This is a genomic window from Porphyromonas sp. COT-290 OH860 (genome assembly GCF_000768935.1).
Classification (GTDB): domain Bacteria; phylum Bacteroidota; class Bacteroidia; order Bacteroidales; family Porphyromonadaceae; genus Porphyromonas.
In genome coordinates, this window is record NZ_JRAR01000075.1 from 1 (window position 1) to 22342 (window position 22342).

14 protein-coding genes are annotated in these 22342 nt (G+C 50.1%); 9 read left to right on the plus strand and 5 right to left on the minus strand.

What is annotated here, in order from left to right; translation table 11 throughout:
* Positions 1 to 237 precede the first annotated feature (237 nt).
* The 4 genes from meaB to HQ41_RS08325 all read right to left on the minus strand — a co-directional run bounded on the left by meaB (position 238) and on the right by HQ41_RS08325 (position 5960).
* Positions 238 to 1329, minus strand: a complete 1092-nt coding sequence (gene meaB, locus HQ41_RS08310; RefSeq protein WP_044190538.1) for a methylmalonyl Co-A mutase-associated GTPase MeaB — start codon at positions 1327 to 1329, stop codon at positions 238 to 240.
* Between the two features lie 34 nt (positions 1330 to 1363).
* Positions 1364 to 2242 (minus strand): nucleoside phosphorylase, encoded by an 879-nt coding sequence (locus tag HQ41_RS08315; protein WP_044190394.1) that lies wholly within the window; start codon positions 2240 to 2242, stop codon positions 1364 to 1366.
* Between the two features lie 125 nt (positions 2243 to 2367).
* Complete coding sequence (locus HQ41_RS08320; RefSeq protein ID WP_044190397.1) at positions 2368 to 4920, minus strand: glycoside hydrolase family 2 protein; 2553 nt, start codon at positions 4918 to 4920, stop codon at positions 2368 to 2370.
* Positions 4921 to 5009: 89 nt separating this feature from the next.
* A complete protein-coding gene (locus tag HQ41_RS08325) occupies positions 5010 to 5960 on the minus strand; it encodes a TIGR01777 family oxidoreductase (protein WP_044190400.1) in 951 nt (316 codons plus the stop codon).
* 864 nt (positions 5961 to 6824) lie between these two features.
* On the opposite strand from HQ41_RS08325, the gene HQ41_RS08330 reads away from it, so the two are divergent.
* The 9 genes from HQ41_RS08330 to HQ41_RS08365 all read left to right on the plus strand — a co-directional run bounded on the left by HQ41_RS08330 (position 6825) and on the right by HQ41_RS08365 (position 19817).
* Positions 6825 to 8612, plus strand: a complete 1788-nt coding sequence (locus HQ41_RS08330; RefSeq protein ID WP_052405358.1) for a DUF349 domain-containing protein — start codon at positions 6825 to 6827, stop codon at positions 8610 to 8612.
* Between the two features lie 302 nt (positions 8613 to 8914).
* Positions 8915 to 10138: an L-serine ammonia-lyase gene (locus HQ41_RS08335; RefSeq protein WP_044190403.1), complete on the plus strand. Its 1224-nt coding sequence runs from the start codon at positions 8915 to 8917 to the stop codon at positions 10136 to 10138.
* Between the two features lie 20 nt (positions 10139 to 10158).
* A complete protein-coding gene (locus HQ41_RS08340; protein WP_044190405.1) occupies positions 10159 to 10761 on the plus strand; it encodes a DUF4294 domain-containing protein in 603 nt (200 codons plus the stop codon).
* 28 nt (positions 10762 to 10789) lie between these two features.
* Positions 10790 to 11386, plus strand: coding sequence for a ribosome biogenesis GTP-binding protein YihA/YsxC (gene yihA, locus HQ41_RS08345; protein WP_044190406.1), 597 nt, complete (start codon positions 10790 to 10792; stop codon positions 11384 to 11386).
* A 30-nt stretch (positions 11387 to 11416) separates the two neighbouring features.
* Positions 11417 to 12448, plus strand: coding sequence for a UDP-glucose 4-epimerase GalE (gene galE, locus HQ41_RS08350; RefSeq protein WP_044190408.1), 1032 nt, complete (start codon positions 11417 to 11419; stop codon positions 12446 to 12448).
* Between the two features lie 95 nt (positions 12449 to 12543).
* Entirely contained in the window at positions 12544 to 13671 is a 1128-nt protein-coding gene (locus tag HQ41_RS08355) for a Gfo/Idh/MocA family protein (protein WP_044190411.1), read from the plus strand.
* A 108-nt stretch (positions 13672 to 13779) separates the two neighbouring features.
* Positions 13780 to 14100 carry a DUF6660 family protein gene (locus tag HQ41_RS09670; RefSeq protein WP_152567375.1) on the plus strand — a complete coding sequence of 107 codons (321 nt, stop codon included), beginning with the start codon at positions 13780 to 13782 and terminating at the stop codon, positions 14098 to 14100.
* Positions 14101 to 14247: 147 nt separating this feature from the next.
* Complete coding sequence (locus HQ41_RS08360; RefSeq protein ID WP_044190414.1) at positions 14248 to 18624, plus strand: CusA/CzcA family heavy metal efflux RND transporter; 4377 nt, start codon at positions 14248 to 14250, stop codon at positions 18622 to 18624.
* Positions 18621 to 19817 carry an efflux RND transporter periplasmic adaptor subunit gene (locus HQ41_RS08365; RefSeq protein WP_052405359.1) on the plus strand — a complete coding sequence of 399 codons (1197 nt, stop codon included), beginning with the start codon at positions 18621 to 18623 and terminating at the stop codon, positions 19815 to 19817. Before HQ41_RS08360 ends, HQ41_RS08365 begins: the two co-directional genes overlap by 4 nt.
* Positions 19818 to 19928: 111 nt before the next feature.
* Here HQ41_RS08365 and HQ41_RS08370 read toward each other — a convergent pair whose 3' ends face one another.
* Positions 19929 to 22073: a S46 family peptidase gene (locus tag HQ41_RS08370; protein ID WP_044190418.1), complete on the minus strand. Its 2145-nt coding sequence runs from the start codon at positions 22071 to 22073 to the stop codon at positions 19929 to 19931.
* Positions 22074 to 22342: the final 269 nt, after the last annotated feature.

A 22342-nucleotide genomic window follows, 5' to 3' on the forward strand; every position in this document is an offset into this window, starting at 1 on the left:
GGGGATAGTATTCAAGGCTCCCCAAGCCGCTCAAACACGCAAAAAACACCGAGAAAGATACAAGAAACTTTGAGCGGCGCATTGCGCAATAGTCTCCTTCGGTTCATGCCTTGCTCGGGGAGCGATGTGTCACAAAAAAGGAGGCGAGGCCTAGTGAGTTACTAGATCTCGCCTCTGGATAAGAGTGTTTTGGGTAAAGCTATGCCCTCGTTTTATGGGCTTTGGCTCTCTCTTCTGCTATTCCTTCAGAGAGTCGTAGTAGGCATCGAGGAGCTTCTGCGCACCAACGAAGGAGGATACCATATCGTCTAGCACCTGTTGCTCGATGCCCGGACGCAGGGATTTGACCACATCGCTACCATAGAACGAGCGATGCAGTGCCTCGTTTACTGTTTCATACATCCACCATTTGGCCTGTCTTTGGCGCTTCTCGTAGAAGTAGCCAGAGTCCATAGCAAAGTGACGGTACTCATCGACCATATCCCAGATTTCCTTGATTCCGAGGCCGTAGAAGCCTGAGTAGGTCAGTACTTTGGGTTTCCAGCCCGACTCTGTAGGCGGGAATAGGTGTAGGGCATTGCGGAAGTGCGAGGCTGCTAGATTGGCTTTGGGGATATTATCTCCGTCTGCTTTGTTGATGATGATGGCATCGGCCATCTCCATGATCCCACGTTTGATCCCTTGCAGCTCATCTCCCGTTCCCGATAGCTGGATCAGCAGGAAGAAGTCTACCATAGAGTGCACTGCCGTTTCGCTCTGGCCGACCCCTACCGTTTCGACAATAATCGTGTCGTAGCCTGCCGCCTCGCAGAGCATGATCGTTTCTCGCGTCTTACGTGCCACACCTCCTAGAGAGCCTGCCGTAGGGCTAGGGCGAATGAAGGCGTTAGGGTGGTGAGAGAGCTGCTCCATACGAGTTTTGTCACCCAGAATACTTCCTCCAGAGCGTTCGCTACTTGGGTCGATTGCAAGGACGGCCAGCTTGCGCCCCTGCTTACACAGGTGTATCCCGAAGGTATCTATCGAGGTACTCTTACCTGCACCCGGCACACCCGTTAGACCAATGCGGATTGATTTGCCTGTGTAGGGGAGGCAACGCTCGATAATCTGCTGGGCGATGACCTGATGATCTGGGTGATTGCTCTCAACGAGCGTTACGGCTTGGCTGAGGATCGTAATATCCGATCGGAGTATCCCCTCGACAAACTCATCGACCGTGTACTGACGCCGTGGCACACGCCTAAAATTGGGGTTGAGCATAGGCTGTACACTCACACCCTGATTTACCTTGAGCCCCATGTAGGCAGGGTCGTTCTCGGGGTGATGCAGGAGTTCTTCGTTAATGTCCATGTTGTTGCTGTGGTTAGATGCGCTCGAGTACCATATCTATTAATCCCTCTATGCTGCCTTTGTAGTCGGTATTCATCTTCTCTGCCTTTCGTCCTGCGATGATGCAGCAGACCGTGAGGGCTCGATGTCCCATTAGAGCTGCTAGACCTGCTAGAGAGGAGCTCTCCATTTCGTAATTGGTGATGACCTGCCCGTCTAGGTCGAAGGCCTGAATCTTCTTGTTGAGCTCGGGGTCTTGTAGCGAGAGGCGTAGGCTCCGTCCTTGTGGGCCGTAGAAGCCATTGGCTGCAATCGTGTTGCCACGCAGAATGTCATCTTGGCAGATTTGCTCTAGTAGAGATGCATCTGCTGGTACGACGTAGGGCTTGAGCCCCTCGATCTGCCAGTCGAGCTGCTTGCATAGCTCAGCCTCGAATGTCTTATTGCGGATTTTGTCTGTATCGCCGTAGAAGTAGATTACGCCATCGAAGCCGATGCTGTGAGAGGTGGCTACGTAAGTCCCGATTGGGCTAACGTCTTGCAGGCCACCAGAGGTGCCGACACGCACGAGGGTAAGCTGTCGAAATTCGTCTTTGACTTGCCTTGTTTCGAAGTCGATGTTGGCTAGGGCGTCAAGCTCGTTAAGCACAATGTCTATATTATCGGTACCGATACCATGGCTCACTACGCTGATGCGCTTGCCTCGATACATGCCAGTAATGGTGTGGAACTCTCGGCTCGTGATGTCACACTCGATGCTATCGAAGCGCTTGGCCACTAGATCTACACGAGCAGGATCGCCAACGAGGAATACACGATCTGCTAATTGTTCGGGCTTGATATGTAGATGAAATATAGAGCCATCGGCGTTGATGATCAGTTCGGACGGTGGGATAACTCGCTTGTTACTCATAACTATAATCGAATTTTGATATTTATAATATATATACGTTGCTCCAAAGTTCCGATGATTAAGCCAATTTTCCAAATTTATTTGGCCCTTATTGCCTCAATCTACTCTCCCTATTTATTCACTCATTACATTGTATTCGCCGTCGGGTTCATACTCATTAGGCGTAGGTCAAGAGGAGCCTTGGCGTCGATCTGCTCGTGTCTGATCTGTACGATAACCTCCTGTCTTGGTAGCAGGTCGAAGCAGTTGCGACTGAAGCGAGCCTGTTGCTGGGCAAGTGTGAGCCAAATGTCTTTGATGAGTACTGGTGAGCTTAGGCGGAGCGTTGCTTCGCCTTGCTTCTGCTCTAGTATCTCGACCTTGACATGCTCCTGCTCTAGCTTCAGGTCTTTGGTCGGGCAAGGGTAATACTCTAGTTGAATAGGGTCATGATGAGCAAACTCTAGACTTATGGATAGTACTCGATCTCTAGAGCTGGGGTCCAACTCCCACTCCTGTGTCGAGATCGTCGATAGGTGTGTGAGCTGATTGGGTGGGCAGTTTGGTATACTGATGCTTGCCTGACGGATCTCTTTGCCCCCAAGTGCGTAGAGCCCTAGGCTTAGTTTGCCTTCTTGTAGAGCTTGTAGCTGGTCATTGGCTACATAGATGGCGATCGAATCCGATCCAAGTGGCTCGGCTAGTAGTGCAATAGGGGCGTAGGCCTCTCTCGTGGTGTAGTGCATAGCCTTGTAGTTTTGCCCGTAGTCGATGCTGCTCCATGAGAGAGCAGGCCAGACATCATTGAGCTGCCAGTAGAGCATACCCATACACACCGGTCGTTGGCTACGTAGAGTACGTATTGCCTTGGCCATGCCTCTGGCTTGTAATACCTGAGATACATAGACGAGTCTATCGAAAGACTGCGGTACTTGGTAGTACTGCTCCATATACTCCAATATGCGTTGGTTGCCAGTGGAGGCTTTCTGATGCACCCTCATCACCTCGGAGCCCAGATCATGATCCTCTGGCAGTGTAAAGCTAGAGATTAGGGCATGAGTCGGTAGGGACTGGAAGCCAAACTCGCTGACGAAGCGCATACCCCTAGCGGAGCGAAAAATCTCGAAAGGCTGCTGACCATACCAAAGTCCCCAATAGTGGCTGTCGCCATGTCCGAAACTCTCTGGTCTACCCCAGTTCGCTTGCATGGGAGAGCCGTGTATATAGCATTTTTGGCCGTCTAGGTTGGCTACCACCTCTGGTAGTGTCTGGCGGAAGAGTGGGGCGTATCCCTGCCTCATCTGTTGATAGTGCTCTGCGGAGTACCTGCTTGCCCAGCCCCAGTATTTGAGAGCCTCCTCGACTTCGTTGTTGCCACACCACAGGGCTAGAGAGGCGTGGTGGCGTAGGCGACGAACTTGATAATCAGCTTCTTGGCGCACTAGGGATAGAAACTCTCGATCGCTCGGGTAAGCAGTGCAGGCAAACATAAAGTCCTGCCAGATGAGTATGCCACGTCTGTCGGCCTCGTCGTAGAATCTCTCGTCCTCGTAGATGCCACCTCCCCAGACGCGGATCATATTCATATTGGCGAAGATGATGTCGTCGAATAGGCGCTCAAAATCCTTACCATGTCGCTTGGTCAGTAGTAGCTCCCCGGGAATGTAGTTCGCTCCCCGAATGAATATGGGGCGTTTATTGACCTCCCAGTAGAAAGAAGTCCCCCATTGGTCAGGCTGATTGACGAACTTAATCTCCCTAATGCCGATATGTTTGCTCCAGTGATCCAGTTCCTCTCCCAGCGCATTGCGTAGCGATACCGATAGCCGATAGAGGTAAGGATCTCCCCAGCCATTGGGCCACCATAGATGAGGTCGCTGCATTGTGAGCATTATAGGCTTCTGGAGGTCTGTGCTACGGCTCTTGGCGCAGATTTGCCCTTGCTCGTCCTCGAGAGCTACCTCATAGCAGAGGCCCGTGGTTGGGGTTAATAGAGTTAGCTCGGGCATAACCTCGATGCGAGCCTCTGTGGGCTGGTGCTCTTTGCTCCAGACGATGCTTGTGGATAGCGATACATCGTCTAGTCTGGCCTCCTCGTAGCTGCTTAGGCGTACGGGACGCCATAGTCCCATAGCGACGAGGCGCATTCCCCAGTCCCAGCCGTAGTGGTAGGGAGCTTTGCGCGTAAATGGGCTATATCGAATAGGGGCGTGATCGTTGTCGGCAGGGTAGTTGAAGCCATTGGAGAGATACTGTGCATGAGCCCTTTTGAGGGGGCTATGTATATGTACCGTTACGGTGTTCTCCCCCGAGGTTATATGTGGTGTGATGTCGTAGCGATAGGCCAGAAACATATTGCTCGTGCTGCCAAGATGACTACCATTGATATATATATCGGCATAGGTGTCTACACCGTCTAGCTCTAGGAAGTGCTTTTTATTCGCCGAGAGCGCATCTGTCGAGAGCACAAAGCTCGTGCGATAGATCCAGTCTTCTTCGCTAGGCCACTGCACTAGGGGCTCATTGGCTCGGTAGTGTGGGTCGGGTAGCTTGCCTGCTTTGATGAGTTCATCTTGGACGAGGCTCGGCACAGTGCAAGCTGTCCATAGACTATCGCCTAGCATCTGATACTGCCATTGGGTAAGTGGGGTAGAGGTGTGCCGAACCTTGGCTTGAGTGTTGGTTTGTCGGGGTTTCATCAAATGTAAATTAGCCCATAGGGTGGTATGGGCTAATAGTAGGATTAGTAATAGATACAGCCGATTCATAATGATTGTACAAAAAAGGGTCAGCTCATAGGTCGCTCTCGTAAGATAGCCCTTAGGGCTTGGTTGAGGCTATGATATTGAAATGCGAAGCCCTCTGCGATGAGTTTGTCGCAGCTGGCTGGTCTTCCTCTGAGTAGATCACGGCTCATCTCCCCTAGGGCTATTTGTATTAGTTTGCTGGGGACTGGGATACGCAGGTGGTCGTGCCCCGATATGCACGATAGACCGTACATAAATTGGTTGTTGGTCAGAGGAGCCTCGGCGCAAGCATTGTAGACGCCACTCATTTGCTCCTGCTCGATGGCGTGCGTGTAGATGCGACAGAGGTCGGCGATATGTATCCAGTTTACATATTGGTTGCCCTTGCCCAAAGGCGTGTTTAGACCAAAGCGTACGGGCAGGAGCATATTGGGCAGCCCTCCGCGATGTGGGTCTAGGACGAAGCCTTGTCGTAGCACCACGCTACGCACGCCAAGTAGCTCCTTTGCTCTAGAGGCTTCTGCCTCTAGCATCTCGTAGGCCTGAGCTAGGAAGCTGCGCCCTGCCCCTTCTTCTTCGTGGGCATAGATGCGCCCGCTCTTACTGGGGTAGAAGAAGAGTGATGATCCCCAAATGATTGTCTTGACGTGGTGCTCGATCTGTGAGAGGCGATTCACTAGTAGGCGTGCCGATAGGACACGGCTACGCAGGATATCTCGCTTGCGAGCTCTGGTCCATCGCTCGCCGAAGAGGCTCACACCAGCTAGATGAATGATGACGTCGGCTTGCTGTAGTGGGTGCTCTGCGATCAGTCGTTCCTCCATATCCCAGTAGAAAGCCTCGTCGCACTCCTCCATGCTCTCCTCTACATGGCGTGTGAGCCACAGAACCCTATAGCCTTGCTCTCTCAGATGTCGGGTAAGTCTTATCCCGATCAGGCTTCGCCCTCCGGTGATGAGAATGGTTCCTTTTTTGTCTTGATTATGCTCCATCGTCTTGAGTTTGTCTTGTCAATTAACGATATAAAGTTAGGAATAAAATCAGAGCCAACGCTCCAGAAGTTGAGTCGAGGGGATTTTCATGATCGCTTAGCCTAGATAGGTGAGTTCATTGTACTGAAGACCAAGGTGTGCTCGTATTCGTTTGTCTACACTTTTGTTAAGGTATGTAAATGGATTAGTGCTCATTCTTGCGAGCATAGGCTGGAGGTTCTTGAAGGTTGATACGGCTTTGCCGAAAAATTGAAGGACTAATCTGGGAGGATTGGTGGGCTAATCCTCTGCGATGTGTCCACTGACCTCAAAAGATTGATGGGAAGAAAAAACAAAACTCATGCCATGAGCTGACGAAAATGCTTGGCGTATTTATTTATATGTTTGTTTTCTAGTGTTTTGCATTTGGGCTGTTTTGGGTGGGGATCTTTGTTAGGCTGAGGAGAAGTGCTCAAACGAAGTCCAGCGCCGTGTCGAGCTTGCTAAGGGGGCAAATACGAGGTCTACACATTTTTGCCCAAGCACTCATGTGCTTTCCCATCAACAATCTGAAAAATGAGCGAAAATATAAATCCTGCCCCCTCCTGCGATGCTTGATTTTCGGCCTAGAATCCTAGTGGTTCTTCGGGGCGTGTTAGTTTTCTGAACTAATCATTTGGATAGCGTATCACGCAAGCAGATGTCGATAGCTCTCAATCGTACTGGTAAGGAAGTTCCAATAAATATGTTTGTTTCTTTGCAGAAAAAAAACTTATTTTGTAGATGAGTAAATTCAACTTCTCAGAGCGGGTTGATCCTTATCTCTCTAGATGTAGATAGGTATTCCCGTGAGAAGCAACACGTAGTACAAAGAAAGATTGTGTAATGATGGAAGCACAGCAATGTCCACAACCCCTCGCCAATCAAGACGAGGTGATCTCTTCTGCCACACCACAGACAGAGCAGAGTGAGTTAAGTCCCAACAGCGTTAATTACTCTACGCTAAATCCAAGCCAGCTTATTGACCACTTGGCCGTTATCCTGCAAGGAGCAGAGTTGCCAGAGCGTAAGCAAGTCGAGCTTATTCGCTCGATGTTCTACAAAAAGAAAGAGCAGCTACAGAGCGAAGAAAATGCCGATGCTCTAGCCCAAGCAGAGATCCAAGAGGAGCGCATGAATGATCTGCTACAAAACTTCAAGGAGCTAGATCGCAAGCGTATAGAAGAGCAAGAGCGTATCTATAAGGAGAATAAAGCTGTCTGCGATGATTTGCTCTCCAAACTAGAGGCTCTCTTGGAGGCAGGTGAGGACTTTGGTAAGGTCTATAGTGAGTTTCATCAGATCAGAGAGCAATGGGAGGCTGCACGCCCGCTAAGTCCACAAGACGAGAAGGCGCTAAGGAGCAGCTTCGGCGCACTACGTGATCGTTTCTATGAGCTCAAATCAATTAACGAGGAGCTCAGAGAGTATGACTTCCGCAAGAACCTCGAGGCCAAGACTCAGCTATTGGCCGAGATTGAACCTCTCGTCGGGCTAGATAATCCAGTGCAGGCGATTAAGGCGCTCAATCCTCTGGTCGATCGTTGGCACAACCTTGGCCCCGTGGCTCGTGAGCTGAGGGCTGAGATACACGGTAAGTTTAAGGAATTTACCACCGCTATCTATAAGCGGCACCAAGACCACCACGACCAAAAGCACCAGCAGGAGGCGGCTAACCTTGAGGCAAAGACGGCTATTTGCCTAGAGCTGGAGGAGTTGCTCCAAGAGGCTATGCCTCACCGCCGCAAGGGCTGGGACGAGCTGACCGCTCGCATTCATGATCTGCAGGAGAAGTGGAAGACTATCGGCTTCACGGGTCGCAAGGACAACGAATCGATCTATCAGAGATATAGAGCCTCGCTAGATACTTTTTTCCAGCGGAAGTCTGCTTTCTTCGATAGCTTCCGAGCCGAGCTGTCGGAGAACCTGACCAAGAAACGAGCACTGCTCGAGCAGGCCAAGGCGCTCAAGGATAGTACAGACTGGAACAAGACGGCAGAGGCGCTCAAGGCTCTACAAGCCGAGTGGACAAAGATTGGGGCAGTCCCCAACAAGTACAGCCAGCGCATTTGGAATGAGTTTAGAGCTTGCTTCGACTACTTCTTCGAGCGTCGCAAAAATGAGCGAGGAGCAATGCAGGGCAATCTACAAGCCAATCTGCAAGCCAAGCAACAGATCTTAGCCGAGTTGGAGGCATTGCGTACAGAGGAGGATATCAATCAGCTCCGTCTGCAGCTCGAGGAGTCGGGTAAGAAGTGGCAGAGCATCGGACATGTCCCCCACAAGGATAAGGACGAGGTAAACCGCAAGCACAAGGAGCTGCTCGATGAGCTCTACGGTCGTGTGCGCCAGCAGCGCACTCAGCGTCGCCTCAATGGTTACACCGAGAGTCTCAAGAACATCTCGGATCAGCAGGGAGGTCTTAGCCACGAGAGGCAGCGCATGACTCGCATCTTGGATCGTATGCGTAGCGAGCTACAGACTTACGAAAACAATTTGCAGTTCCTCAACATCAGCAGCAAGGGTGGATCTAGCCTGCTCAAAGATCTGGAGCGCAAGCGTGAGAAGCTCATGACCGATATTGAGCTATTAGAGGAAAAGATTAAACTGCTTATACAGAAAGAAGCCGAGTAGTACAGTGCTCGAGAGCCGCCTATGCGCTCTCGGATAGATGAATTACAGAGGGGGTTGCGTCGAAATACGTTTGGCGCAGCCCCTTTTTTAGGTGCCATCGGCAGGCTGTCTAGTATATGCCCCTTAGCTTGCGGTATGGTAGAGCAATGTGGGTGCTTTTTCTGCACTCTTATGTCCCTGTCAATGGATAGTATGCTGGCTTGATTGCGCTTGAGTGAGCGGTATTTAGTAGGTTGAGCAGGAGAGATAAATTGCCATTTATTGACTACCTTTGGCTTCACAATAATTTATTGAGCGAACTCATGGAGTCTATAAAACAGATATTTCGGATTGGGTATGGCCCGAGCAGCAGCCACACGATGGGGCCAGTGCGAGCCGCAGAAATGTTTCTCGAGCGCTGCCCCCATGCTGTGTGCTATCAGGTTTCCCTCTATGGTAGCCTTGCAGCCACGGGCAAGGGACACATGACCGATGTGGCTCTGCTACGCATCTTGGAGGCCAAGGCTCCCACAACCATCGAGTGGTTCCCCGATATCGAGTTGCCGTTTCACCCCAACGGCATGAAGTTCGACGGCTATGACCGTGATGGCAATATCATAGATACCTTCACGGTTTATAGTATAGGTGGTGGTACACTCGCCAACGAAGACTTCAATGAGCAGAAGATCAAAGATGTCTATCCTCAGAATACGATGCGTGAGATCATGTACGAGCTTAATCGCACCGGTATGAGCTATTGGGAGTATGTCGCCAAGTACGAAGATGAGGATATCTGGGACTTTTTGGCCGAGGTGTGGCGAGTCATGCAGCAGGCAGTAGAGGACGGTTTGGAAGCCGAGGGAATACTACCCGGTGGGCTAGGACTCAGGCGTAAGGCTGCTACCTACTTCGTCAAGGCCAATGGGTATGGCTCTGTGAGCATCAAGAACAGAGGCTTGGTCTATGCCTATGCCCTCGCAGTGAGCGAGCATAATGCTGCCGGTGGACGTGTCGTCACAGCTCCGACTTGTGGTAGCTGTGGTATTATACCGGCTGTGCTGTATCACCTCAAGAAGACTCGTGAGTTCCCCGACCAGCGTATTCTGCGTGCCCTCGCTACGGCAGGCCTTTTTGGCAATGTCGTGCGTACCAATGCCTCGATTTCTGGGGCAGAGGTTGGCTGCCAAGGAGAGGTTGGAGTGGCGTGTGCTATGGGAGCCGCAGCTGCTTGTCAGCTCTTCGGAGGCTCCAATCTACAGATTGAGTACTCTGCGGAGATGGGGCTGGAGCATCACTTGGGGCTAACCTGCGACCCTGTTTGTGGTCTAGTACAGATCCCTTGTATCGAGCGTAACGCCTTCGCTGCTGCGAGAGCTTTAGACGCCAATACATTCGGCACCTTCAGCGATGGGCATCATCGTGTTAGCTTCGACCAAGTCGTGGAGGTGATGCGTAAGACGGGCAAGGATTTGCCTAGCCTCTACCGAGAAACCTCTACTGGTGGGTTGGCTACAGCCTACGATGCGGACGAAGCTAAGTTCTATTAACATCATCTCACACGATAGCTATGTGTCGTCGATCTCCATGGCCCGCTTGGGCTACCCTGCTACTGCTCTACCTTGTGGGCCTGCTCGCAGGGCAGGTAGGCCAAGCCAAGGCTTGTGGCAGAGTACAGATCGATACCACTGCTGTGGTCAATCTTCCCTCTGTGCTGGTCCGCTCGTCCTACCGCACTCGTCCACTTAGTGGGGAGGAGCGAGCCGCCTATTGGCGGCGTATTAGGGACGTCAAGAAGACGCTCCCATACGCCAAGTATGTCGCCGCTACGATTATAGAGACCTACGAGTATATGGAATCTCTAGAGAGCGACGAGGAGCGTGAGGCGCATCTCAAGTGTGTCGAGAAGGAGCTTAAAGCCGAGATGGAGCCTAAAATGAGGGATCTCACCCTTCGTCAGGGGCAACTGCTCATCAAGCTCATCAATCGCCAATGTGGGCAAACCAGCTACGAGCTAGTTAAGGCTTTTTTGGGGGGCTGGCGGGCTTGGTGGTGGAATGCGTTTGCCAAGGTCGTGGGTGCTAACCTCAAGTCGCCCTACAACCCAAAGGAGGTCGAGGACGATGCCGTCACTGAGCGCATCATCAGGCTACTGGAGATGGGCCTGCTTTAATTCATTTGTCAGAATCGGATAAGATAGTATGATCATCAAAACGGCGGAATTCGTCATCAGCAATACGGACGTCAAGAAATGTCCCGATAGTGCACTCCCAGAGTATGCATTCATTGGTCGCAGTAATGTTGGTAAATCCTCTCTGATCAATATGATCACAGCGTACAAAGGGCTGGCCATGACCTCACAGAAACCGGGTAAGACGCAGCTTATCAATCATTTTTTGATTAATAAATCGTGGCATCTAGTAGACCTCCCCGGCTATGGCTATGCTCGCCTTGGGCAGAGCAATAGAGAGAAGCTCAAGACGATAATTGAGAGCTATATCCTCGACCGTGAGCAGCTTACCTGCCTATTTATCCTGCTAGACTGCCGCCACGAGCCTCAGAAGATAGACCTAGAGTTTATCGAGTGGGCAGGTGAGCATGGTGTGCCATTTGCGCTCGTCTTCACCAAGGCAGATAAACTCAGCCGAGGCAGGCTCTCGGCGAATGTGGAGGCGTACAAGCAAAAGCTGCGAGAGAGCTGGGAGGAGCTACCACCTATCTTCGTAACCAGTAGCGAAAAGAAGGAAGGGCGTGATGAGCTCCTTGCCTATATTGACGAAATCAACCAAACCCTCTAAGGCTAACTAAACGATAATAACTATATCACAATGAAAGGAAAAATCCTTGTAACGGGTGGAACTGGCTATATCGGTTCGCACACAACGGTCGAGCTGATCAATGCTGGCTACGAAGTCATATCCATGGACAATCTCTCCAACTCAAATATTGAGGTGCTTGATGGTATCGAAGCTATCACGGGTATTCGCCCTAAGTTTTACGAAACAGACTGCAACGACGAGGCAGCAGTAGAGCGTATCTTCTCAGAGAATCCCGGCATTGTCGGCCTAATTCACTTCGCTGCTTCCAAGGCAGTAGGGGAGTCGGTTCAGAAACCTTTGCTGTACTATCGCAACAATCTGCTCTCCCTCATCGTGATGCTCGAGGCTATGGAGCGCCACGGTACCAAAGGGATTGTTTTCTCCTCCTCTTGTACTGTCTATGGTCAGCCAGAGGTACTACCAGTGACGGAGAATGCTCCTGTGCAAGAGGCGCTATCGCCCTATGGCAATACCAAGCAGATTAATGAAGAGATCTTGCGAGATGCAATCTATGCAGGGGCTCCATATAAGGCCATTCGTCTGCGCTACTTCAATCCCATTGGAGCGCACCCCTCGGCGCTAATCGGTGAGCTACCTCTAGGCGTACCACAGAACCTAATCCCCTATTTGACGCAGACGGCTGCTGGTATTCGTCAAGAGCTAAGTGTCTTCGGCGATGATTACAATACGCCAGATGGATCATGTATTCGTGACTATATTAACGTAGTTGATTTGGCCAAGGCTCACGTCATCGCCATCGAGCGTATCTTAGATGAGGATAAGCAGAGTGAGCCGCTCGAAACTTTCAACATCGGTACCGGTCGTGGCGTTAGTGTGCTTGAGCTAATCAATACGTTTGAGCAGGTGACGGGTGTCAAGGTGCCACATAAGATCGTCGGCCGTAGAGAGGGCGACATCGAGCAGGTATGGGCCAATCCTAAGCATGCCAACGAGGTGCTTGGTTGGGAGGCTAAAGAAACACTCGCCGATACGCTCAAGTCTGCTTGGGCTTGGCAGGAGCGCATCACCAAGAAGGCGTAGAGGCTGCGACACTACATATTGTATTACCCATAGGGCTACCCACGGTCTACGACTAGGTCTAGCCCTATGGCTTTGCTAGATAGATATACTTGGATATGCCCTCGCACACCATTCGTACTGCAATCATAGGCCTTGGGTATCGTGGCTCCTATTTGCTACAGCTGCTACAGACGATAGGATTGTACGAGGTCGTTGCCGTTGCCGACCCCTCTGCCTCGATTGCTCTTTGCCCTAGCGCAAAAGTTTACAACCAGTCGGGAGAGGACTATAGACGTATGCTAGAGGAGCAAGAGATAGATCTTGTCTTCATCGCTTCGCCGTGGAAGATCCAGATGCAGCAGGCAGAGGATTGCCTGCATGCAGGCGTACACTTGGCTCTGGAGATCAAAGGAGGGTTGCATCAAGGGGAGTATGATGAGGTTATTCGTCTGAGCAGAGCCAAGGGGCTTAGAGTCTATCCTCTCGAGAATACACTATTTATGCGTGAGATCATGGCACTCCAGCAGATGGTATTGGCGGGTATATTGGGCGAGATTATTCATCTTAGAGGAGGATACCGACACGACCTTAGGACTCTCTTGATGCCCGAGGGGGCAGATGAACATTGGCGCACAGGCTACTACCATAGAGTCAATGGCGACCTATATCCCACTCATGGACTAGCTCCGCTCTGCTTCATAGCTGGTATTGGTAGACATGATCGACCTCTACACCTCACGGCAGTAGCATCTAGGGCGAGGGGGCTAGAACTCTATGCTCAACAAACTAATCGAGGGGATATAGAGCCTGTAGCTACTGGAGATATCATTTCTACTCAGATCACTACTGCGTCTGGAGTGCTCATTAGCCTAACTCACGACACAACTCTACCACGCCCCAAGAGCTTGGACTATGAGGTGCAGGGAACCAAAGGGATTTGGCAGGGCGATGGTCGCCGCATCTATCTGGAGGGTATCAGTCCAAGGCAAACATGGGAGTCTGATGGGCCCTACATAGAGCAGTATCTCCACCCCTGCTGGCACATCTGGGGAGAGGAGGCACTCCGACAAGACAAGCATCACCAAGGTATGGACTACATGATGCTACGTGTCCTTGGTGCAGACCTATTGGGTGAGGCTACTTACCCAGCCGACATCAAGGATCTTGCATTTTGGTGTAGTATTACGCCTCTATCAGCCCTCTCAATTGCCCAGAGAGGGAGCGTAGACTTTCCCAATACTTAATCCTTGGCATCTCTTGGCTGATCATGCAATTTGTGAGAAGCTAATATCATAGGTAGCCCTCCGATTTACGTACAACACACGGCTAAAAATCTTACCTTTGTGCTGGATATGAAGTGGGTCATCTATATATTTAGCTTGTATCTGCTGTTCTTATCGGCTATTCCTTGCCTTGATGCCCATGAGGGTGAGCATCATCATCATGCCGAGGCTCAGGTCTGTGCCGATATGGGAGCAGGGCATTCAGAGGGTTGCAGCCCGCTGTGTGCTTGTGCTTGTTGTGGTTTAATTATAGAGCCTACCATTAGATTTGCTGTGACGGTGGCAGTTCCCAGATATCCGACCGCCAAGCAAATCAAATTTGCAAACTACGAAGACAATCTAATACCTTCTTTCCTCGTCAGTATCTGGCATCCTCCACGATTGGCATAGTGTATCGAAGCACTTACATGGGGTGCCTATGCCCCTATTGATCTGTGCTTGTAGGCCCCCTGCGCCTACAACATCTTTATTGATGTGTTCCCTATATATAATAGGTTCGGCATATCAATCGGTTTTCACTATCAAACAATCATTATTATGCTAAATCGAATTATTCGGTACAGCATAGATCATAAGCCTTTGGTAGGCTTCATGACCCTCCTGCTAGTCGTTTGGGGCGTCTGGAGTATGACTAGGCTGCCGATCGATGCAGTGCCAGATATTACTAATAATCAGGTTCAGATCATCACGACCTGCCCTAGTCTTGCTAGCCAAGAGGTCGAGCAACTCGTGACATTCCCTATAGAGCAGAGTATTGCCAACCTGCCGGGGTTGGAGGAAGTGCGTAGTATTTCTCGCTTTGGACTCTCTGTCGTGACAGTTGTTTTCGACGAGGGAGTGGATATTTACTTCGCTCGTCAGCTCATCAATGAGCACTTGCCAGAGGCTGTCGAGCAGATGCCAAAGGGAGCAGGTACCCCCGAGTTAGCTCCAGTAAGTACAGGGTTAGGGGAGGTTTACCAGTATATTCTTCGGCCTAAGCCCGAGAGCGAGGGCAAGTATAGCTTGGAAGAGCTCCGCACGATGCAGGATTGGATTGTCGTACGTCAGCTCAATGGTACGCCGGGCGTAGCAGAGATCAATAGTTTTGGCGGTAAGGTTAAGCAGTATGAGGTAGCCGTAGACCCCAATAGACTTAGAGCTCTGGGCATTGGGGTAAGCGATATTTTTGAGGCTCTTGAGCAGAATAACGAGAATACAGGCGGGGCATACATAGACAAACAGCCCAATGCCTACTTCATACGAGGGATAGGTGTGGTAAGTTCCCTCGAGGATATTGGCAACATCAACATCAAGCACACGGAGCCGGGGCAACAACTACTCATACGTGATGTAGCTCGTGTGCAGATAGGCCACGCCACGAGGTATGGAGCGCTCACGCTAGATGGAGAGGGAGAAACGGTCGGTGGCATCGTCATGATGCTCAAAGGGGAGAATAGTGACAAACTCGTAGAGCGTGTCAAAGAGAAGCTAGTCAATATCCAACGCTCGCTCCCCGAGGACGTGGAGATTGTACCATTTCTAGACAGGACGGAACTTGTAGATCGAGCGATCTCGACAGTAGAGACCAATCTCATTGAGGGAGCCTTGATTGTCATCTTCGTCTTAGTCCTTTTCCTCGGCAATCTCCGTGCAGGCCTTATCGTAGCCTCTGCTATCCCTTTATCTATGCTTTTTGCCTTAGGAATGATGAACCTCTTTGGTATCAGTGCCAATCTTATGAGCCTAGGTGCGATAGACTTCGGGTTGATTGTGGACGGGTCTGTCATAGTTGTGGAGGCAACACTGCATCACATTGGGCTCCGAGCCATCAAAAGTCGCATGACACAGACAGAGATGGACGAGGAGGTGTATGAATCTACTAGGCGTATTCGTAGTAGTGCAACCTTCGGCGAGATTATTATTCTTATTGTCTATATCCCTATTCTCACGCTTGTTGGGGTAGAGGGAAAGATGTTTGCTCCTATGGCCATCACGGTTAGTTTTGCCATTATCGGTGCGCTTATTCTGTCGCTTACCTATATTCCTATGATGTGTGCGCTCTGCTTGAGCAAAGAGCCTCAGGTCAAGCGTACGGTATCAGATAGAATGATGGCTTGGCTACAGAGTCACTATACTCCTCTATTGGATAGAGCATTGAGGTTTAAGTATTGGGTTATTGGCGTTAGTCTTACACTATTTATTGCGAGTATCTTCGTCTTCCGTACGCTTGGGGGAGAGTTTATTCCTCAGCTTCAGGAAGGAGATTTTGCCTACCATTGTATCCTGCCACAGGGTACATCACTGAGTCAAAGCATAGCAACATCGATGCAGGCCTCACGTATTATGAAGAGCTTTGCCGAGGTACGTATGGTCGTTGGTAAGACGGGGTCTGCCGAGGTGCCTACCGATCCGATGCCACCCGAGGCGACAGACCTTATGGTCATTTTACACAACAAGAAGGATTGGCCAAACCCTAGTAAAACATACGATGAACTAGCCGATGAAATCAATGAAACTCTGACTGTAATCCCTGGTGTCTTTTTTGAGAAGAACCAGCCGATACAGATGCGTTTCAATGAGTTAATGACGGGTATCCGTCAAGATGTCGCAGTTAAGATCTTTGGCGAGAACTTGGATAGCTTAGCCTTATATGCAAATCGTGTAAGTAGTATCATTGGCGGTGTGCCGGGGGTTACGGCTCCTCAGGTGGAGCGTGTGCATGGGCTTCCCCAGATCAATGTTCAGTACGACCGTCTTCGCCTAGCGACCTATGGCATTACGATTGATATGGCCAATCAAGCTTTGAATACTGCTTTTGCAGGTCAGGCTGCAGGTCAGGTCTTTGAGAATGAGCGGCGGTTTGACCTTGTTGTACGCCTAGATAGTGCTTTTCGGACCGATATAGAGGATGTGCGTAATCTGCCTATTCCAAGTCACGACGGACTCCTCATACCACTTTCTCAAGTTGCCGAAATTAATTATCGCCCCGGGCCTGCTCAGATTAGTAGAGAGGAGGGTAAGAGGCGCATCGTTGTTGGCTTCAATGTATCTGGCCGAGATGTCCAGAGTGTGGTCAATGATATACACGATCGACTAGATGAGATGAAGCTGCCGACGGGGTATTACTTCACATACGGAGGACAATTTGAACATTTGCAGAAAGCAACGAGTCGTCTTCTTGTCGCTGTCCCCGTTTCACTTTTGCTGATTTTCTCTTTGCTGTATTTCACTTTCGGATCGGCTCGTTGGGCTCTACTTATTTTCACTGCCATACCGATGAGTGCCATTGGTGGGGTGCTAGCACTGTTGCTACGAGGAATGCCCTTTAGCATCAGTGCAGGTATAGGATTTATTGCTCTCTTTGGAGTCGCAGTTCTCAATGGGATTGTGCTGATCGGAACGTTCAACGAGCTGGAGAAGTCGGGCGTGAGTCTGCTTGAGCGAATTCGCCGCGGAGCCACAGAGCGACTTCGTCCCGTACTGATGACTGCCGCCGTGGCAAGTATTGGTTTCCTACCCATGGCGCTGAGCACCGGAGCTGGAGCTGAGGTTCAGAAGCCCTTGGCAACGGTCGTTATTGGAGGCCTGATTTCGGCAACTCTGCTGACCCTATTCGTGCTCCCTCTTCTGTATATGCTATTTAATCCAACTCCTCAAAAAATGAAGCACTCTAGGGTTGTTGGAGGGTTGATGATTGGAGGGTTACTCTTGGTTAGTACTTCAGCATATGCCCAAGAGGGGCATAAGCCGAAGATATCTTCCGTAGATGATGCGATAGCCTTGGCGATGCAGCATAACAGCCAGATACAGAGCGAGCGTATGCTTCTTAGAGCTAGTAGAGCGCTGCGCCCTACGGCATTTGCCCTGCCTCGTCTAGAGCTCTCGGCAGAGATTGAGGAGATGCCTAGCAAAGAGAAGGAGTTGTCAATTGAGGTTAGCCAAAGTATTCCTTTCCCGACGGTTTTTGCAGCCAAACGTAGCCTGCTCAAGACAGAGGAGGCCGAGCAAGAGGCCTTGATGAATGGTAAGATACGCCAGATCTTGACTCAAGTACGAGAGGCGTATATTCAGGCTATCTATTGCTGCGGTCGGCTCAAGCAAATGGAGCGGTTGGATAGTCTGTACACGAACTTTGTGCATCTCAGCCGATCGAATGTTAATAGCGGAGAGGGTAGCCCCGTGGAGCTAAATACGGCTCTCATCAAGCAGGGGAAGAGCCGGCAAGAGCTGGCAAGAGCACGCATCGACCTCAATCAAGCTCGGATTTACCTTGCTAGCTTATTGGGCCTAGAGGCTGAGCTTGACCTAAGTGAACATGATCATTTGGCTACACTTTCACTCCCTCGCCAAGGGTTGTCCAGTGATATCTCCGCACATCCAGAGCTCCGAGCTATCGCTCTTCAAGCTCAAGTTGCCAAGGATAGGGAGCGCCTAGAGCTACATGAAAGCCTGCCAGAGCTAATTTTGGGATATGCGAATAAGCCTCTAGAGGGGAGCCATGGCATTGGTCGAGGTAGCCTTAGCCATGGATTACGTAGTGAGGCTTGGAGTATTGGAGTTGCCATTCCTCTTGGTTGGGGAAGTAATAGGGCCCGCATTCGGTCTGAGAAGATGCGCCACTCCGCTCTATCCCTCTCTCATCGACAGCAGGAAAGAGAGATGCAAGCGAAGCTGCTGCGTACTTTAGCCGACTATGAGCAGAAGAACGCCCAGTGTGTCTACTATCAGCAGGAGGCACTGCCCATGGCCAAGGCGACATTGCAAGCAGCCCAATTGGCTTTTTCCACAGGAGAGATTAGCTACGTTGAGTATCTATATACGTTGGAAACAACGACCGAGCTAGAACTCTCTGCACTTGAGAGCGTCTACGAGCTCAATCAGTCTATCATACAGATTCATTACTTCATCAATCAAATTGACCAATCACGATGAAACCAATCATTATATATCTGAGTTTGATCTTTGGTATCCTATCTGCCTGTCAGCAGAGGCCTAACGTTCAACAAGAAAGAGAGAATCCAAATCAAGAGGAGGCGGAGTCGCACGACGATCCTATCGTGCACATTACTGCAGAGCAAATTAAGGCAGTCGGAATACAGCTTGGCCCTATTGAGCATAAGGAGCTGTCTTCTACGATACGTGCCAACGGATCGCTCAAAGTTCCCAAGACGCATAAGGGATATGTAACGACGCTCTACGGCGGTACAATTAGGCAGATCCACACACTACCGGGGCAGTACGTTCGTAGAGGCCAGCTGATTGCCACCCTTGCCAATCCTCAGTTTCTGCAGATACAAGAGGAATACCTCACTACTCTAAGTAGACTGACGTATGCACAGCAAGAGGTTGATAGACAGCAAATTCTGCAAGAAGGCGGTGCAGGGGCGACCAAAAATCTGCAGAATGCCAAGGCAGAGTTATCCAGCCTCAAGGCACGAACTGCTTCACTGGCTCAGCAAATGCGCTTGGCTGGCATTGATCCTAGTAGTATCTCGGCAGACAATCTCCGTGGCACGCTCTCTATTGTTAGCCCCATTGACGGAGTAATTGGTGAGATCATCGGCCAGATTGGTAGTTATATTGAGCCGTCCTCACCTATTGCCGAGGTCATCGATAATGCCTCTTTGCATCTAGATCTCAATGTCTACGAGCAAGATCTGCCCAAGATCAAGGTTGGGCAAACGATTCATTTTCGTCTGACCAACAGCCCGAACCGTGAGTATGACGCACGTGTCAATACTATTGGCTCTACCTTTGAGGCCAATAGTAGAACTATCGCCGTACACTGCGACTTGGTAGGAGATAAGACCGGGTTTATTGATGGTATGAATATCACAGGCGTTATTAGCCTTGGAGAAGAGCTACTGCCAGCTGTCCCCGATGCTGCAATTGTGCATGCCGATGGCAAAGACTATATTTTCGTACAACGGGATATGGGGCATAGCCATGAGGACGAATGGGAATTTACTCCAGTGGAGGTTATACGTGGGACATCTCAGTTAGGCTATACAGCTATTACTCCTCTTGAGAATCTGGAGGAGGGCGCTGTTATTGTGCTTCGTGGCGCTTTCTTCGTGAATGCCCGATTGAGAGAGGCTGATGCCGATCATGGTCATGCCCATTAAATGGTTGTAGAATGACGCGGCTCAAGTAGCCAATGGAATAGAATTAGGGGAGCTATGTCGCCGAGTTAATCTGCCGACATAGCTCCCCTAAGCGTTTGGGCTATTCTCTCCTTAGCGAAGATCTAGTTCCTCAATTAGACGAGGACATTTGCCCCATTTGTCAATCACGAATAGGACATAACGGATATCCACAGAGATTGTACGCTGCAGCTCGGGCTCGAACTCGATATCTCCACTCATAGCTTCCCAGTTGCCATCGAAGGCTAGTCCGATCACACGGCCATTCTTGTCGAAGACGGGGCTACCAGAGTTCCCCCCTGTGATATCGTTGTTGGAGAGGAAAGCTACATGCATTTTACCAGCATGATCCGCCCAACGGCCCCACTCTCCTTTCTTAACTAGATCAAGGAAGTCTGCCTTGAGATCAAATTCGGTTGATCCCGGTTGGTACTTCTCTAGGATTCCTCTTGGAGTCGTGTAGTAGTCATAAGTGATGGCATCGGCTGGTGTATATCCCTTGATGCTGCCATAGCTCATACGCATGGTGAAGTTAGCATCACTAGGCATTGGACGTTTAGGATCCATCTCCATACGACCAGCGAAGTACAACCGATTGCCCGAGTTAATATCATCACTGTATCTAGCTCGTTCGTCGCGGATTTTGCCGAAGAGCATTGTAGCTTGTGCCGAGAATAGCACGGCAGGGTCATTTTGTAGACGTTTCTTGAAATCTCCCTCCGAGAGGATCTTACTTACTTGCTCCTTGTGAGGTACGATGCTCCGGGTGAATAGATCGGCGGCAAATGCCTTCGTATCTCCGCCAAACTTCTGGTCGATGATGTCGAATACTATCTTGGCCTCATCAGTCTTAATGTTTTTTCTCAGTACATCAAGCATTGCAGGTAGCACTTCTTGGTCTAGTGCAGGTACATAATCCTTGTAGAATAGGTCGATCTGCTCCATGATACGTTTGCGAACCTTGGGGTCTTTCTCATCGGCATAGCGCTGTAGCATACGAGATATCTCTACAATCTCGGTTCCTCTAAGCAGAGTTTCGCTTACATATACAGAGCGACGATTGGCATCGCCCGATGCTTTATAGGCCTGCTCCATACGGCTCAAGACACCAGCATACTCCGGCTTGCTATTATTGTTGCGTACCCATGCATCAAAAGCCTTTTCTTCTGCCTGTTTACGCTCTACCACACCAAGGCGCTTGAGGCCCCTATTCATGCCGATGGAGTTCTTCCAGTAGTTTGAGCTAACGGCATACTTGCTAGCATACTTGATGCGTGTAGCCTGATCGGCATCCATTGCCTTGCGCCAGATAGCCTGCTTGATTCCACGCACTTCAATACGAGGATCATTTTCGTTGCTCATGCGGTTTTCAATGCCCCAAGATGGGATATACCTCTCAGTAGATCCGGGGAAGCCAATTGTCATTGCATAGTCCCCATGTCCGTAGCCCTGTGTAGAAACTGCCGCAAAGTACTTGGGTGTATAGGGCACGTTGTCCTTGTTGTATAGGGCGGGATTGTTGTTTTTGTCGGCATAGACACGGAAAACAGAGAAGTCGCCCGTATGACGAGGCCACATCCAGTTGTCTGTATCGCCACCGAATTTACCGATAGAGCTTGGAGGAGCGAATACCATACGTACATCACTGAAGACATCGTACGTAAGCATATAGTACTTGTTGCCTGCGTAGTATGGGCGTATGATGACTTCCTTGTGCTTGTTCTTTAGGCGCTTATTTTCTTTGGTGATAAGCTCATTGCTTAGCTTCTGGAGTTGAGTTAGACGATCGGTTTCGTTCTTTGGGTTGCGTAGCTTGGCCAGTAGGGTAGATGTTATATCTTTGATGTCACTTAGGTAGCGGATCTGCAGTCCCTCAATAGGTAGCTCTTGTTCTAGGGTATGGGAGATGAAGCCATCTCGTAGATAGTCGTGGTCCACTGTGGATTGGCTCTGGATAGCGTCATATCCGCAGTGGTGATTGGTCATAATCAGCCCTTGTTTAGATACTGTTACCCCAGTACAACCTCGACCGAAGATAACGACTGAGTTGGCGACACTAGGCTTGCTCAAGCTGTAGAGAGAGTCTGGTGTTAGCTGGAATCCAAGCTCTTTGATTTGTCGCAGATTTTCCTGCGAAAGCTCATTGAGGAGCCACATACCTTTGTCTGCCTTGGCGGTAGTCCCTAGGGATATGGCAGCTACACCAAGCATTAAGGCCTTTTTAAGAGAAAAACTCATAGTGAAAAAGCTTCTATTAATAAATTAAGAACTAAGCACAAAGATAAGAAACTAACCGTAATACTCTTGGGACTCAACAAAAGAGTATCCAAAGCTCTATGAGTAAAAAAGGGGCTGTGGACAAATTAGTTTTTGCCACAGCCCCTTCTCTTTGTTTTGATTCTTGATTTGTTGAAAGATCAAGGGTAAAACCTTATCGAAGCACCCTATAGTGGGTGCAAAAGCACCTATTATTGAGTGCATTCGCACCCACTATAAGGTGCAACACG

Excerpts from the sequence above, each read along its gene's own strand:
- HQ41_RS08315 (WP_044190394.1), bottom strand. The coding sequence starts at position 2,242 with ATGAGTAACAAGCGAGTTATCCCACCGTCCGAACTGATCATCAACGCC.
- HQ41_RS08320 (WP_044190397.1), bottom strand. The coding sequence starts at position 4,920 with ATGAAACCCCGACAAACCAACACTCAAGCCAAGGTTCGGCACACCTCT.
- HQ41_RS08325 (WP_044190400.1), bottom strand. The coding sequence starts at position 5,960 with ATGGAGCATAATCAAGACAAAAAAGGAACCATTCTCATCACCGGAGGG.
- HQ41_RS08330 (WP_052405358.1), top strand. The coding sequence starts at position 6,825 with ATGATGGAAGCACAGCAATGTCCACAACCCCTCGCCAATCAAGACGAG.
- HQ41_RS08335 (WP_044190403.1), top strand. The coding sequence starts at position 8,915 with ATGGAGTCTATAAAACAGATATTTCGGATTGGGTATGGCCCGAGCAGC.
- HQ41_RS08340 (WP_044190405.1), top strand. The coding sequence starts at position 10,159 with ATGTGTCGTCGATCTCCATGGCCCGCTTGGGCTACCCTGCTACTGCTC.
- yihA (WP_044190406.1), top strand. The coding sequence starts at position 10,790 with ATGATCATCAAAACGGCGGAATTCGTCATCAGCAATACGGACGTCAAG.
- galE (WP_044190408.1), top strand. The coding sequence starts at position 11,417 with ATGAAAGGAAAAATCCTTGTAACGGGTGGAACTGGCTATATCGGTTCG.
- HQ41_RS08355 (WP_044190411.1), top strand. The coding sequence starts at position 12,544 with ATGCCCTCGCACACCATTCGTACTGCAATCATAGGCCTTGGGTATCGT.
- HQ41_RS09670 (WP_152567375.1), top strand. The coding sequence starts at position 13,780 with ATGAAGTGGGTCATCTATATATTTAGCTTGTATCTGCTGTTCTTATCG.
- HQ41_RS08360 (WP_044190414.1), top strand. The coding sequence starts at position 14,248 with ATGCTAAATCGAATTATTCGGTACAGCATAGATCATAAGCCTTTGGTA.
- HQ41_RS08365 (WP_052405359.1), top strand. The coding sequence starts at position 18,621 with ATGAAACCAATCATTATATATCTGAGTTTGATCTTTGGTATCCTATCT.
- HQ41_RS08370 (WP_044190418.1), bottom strand. The coding sequence starts at position 22,073 with ATGAGTTTTTCTCTTAAAAAGGCCTTAATGCTTGGTGTAGCTGCCATA.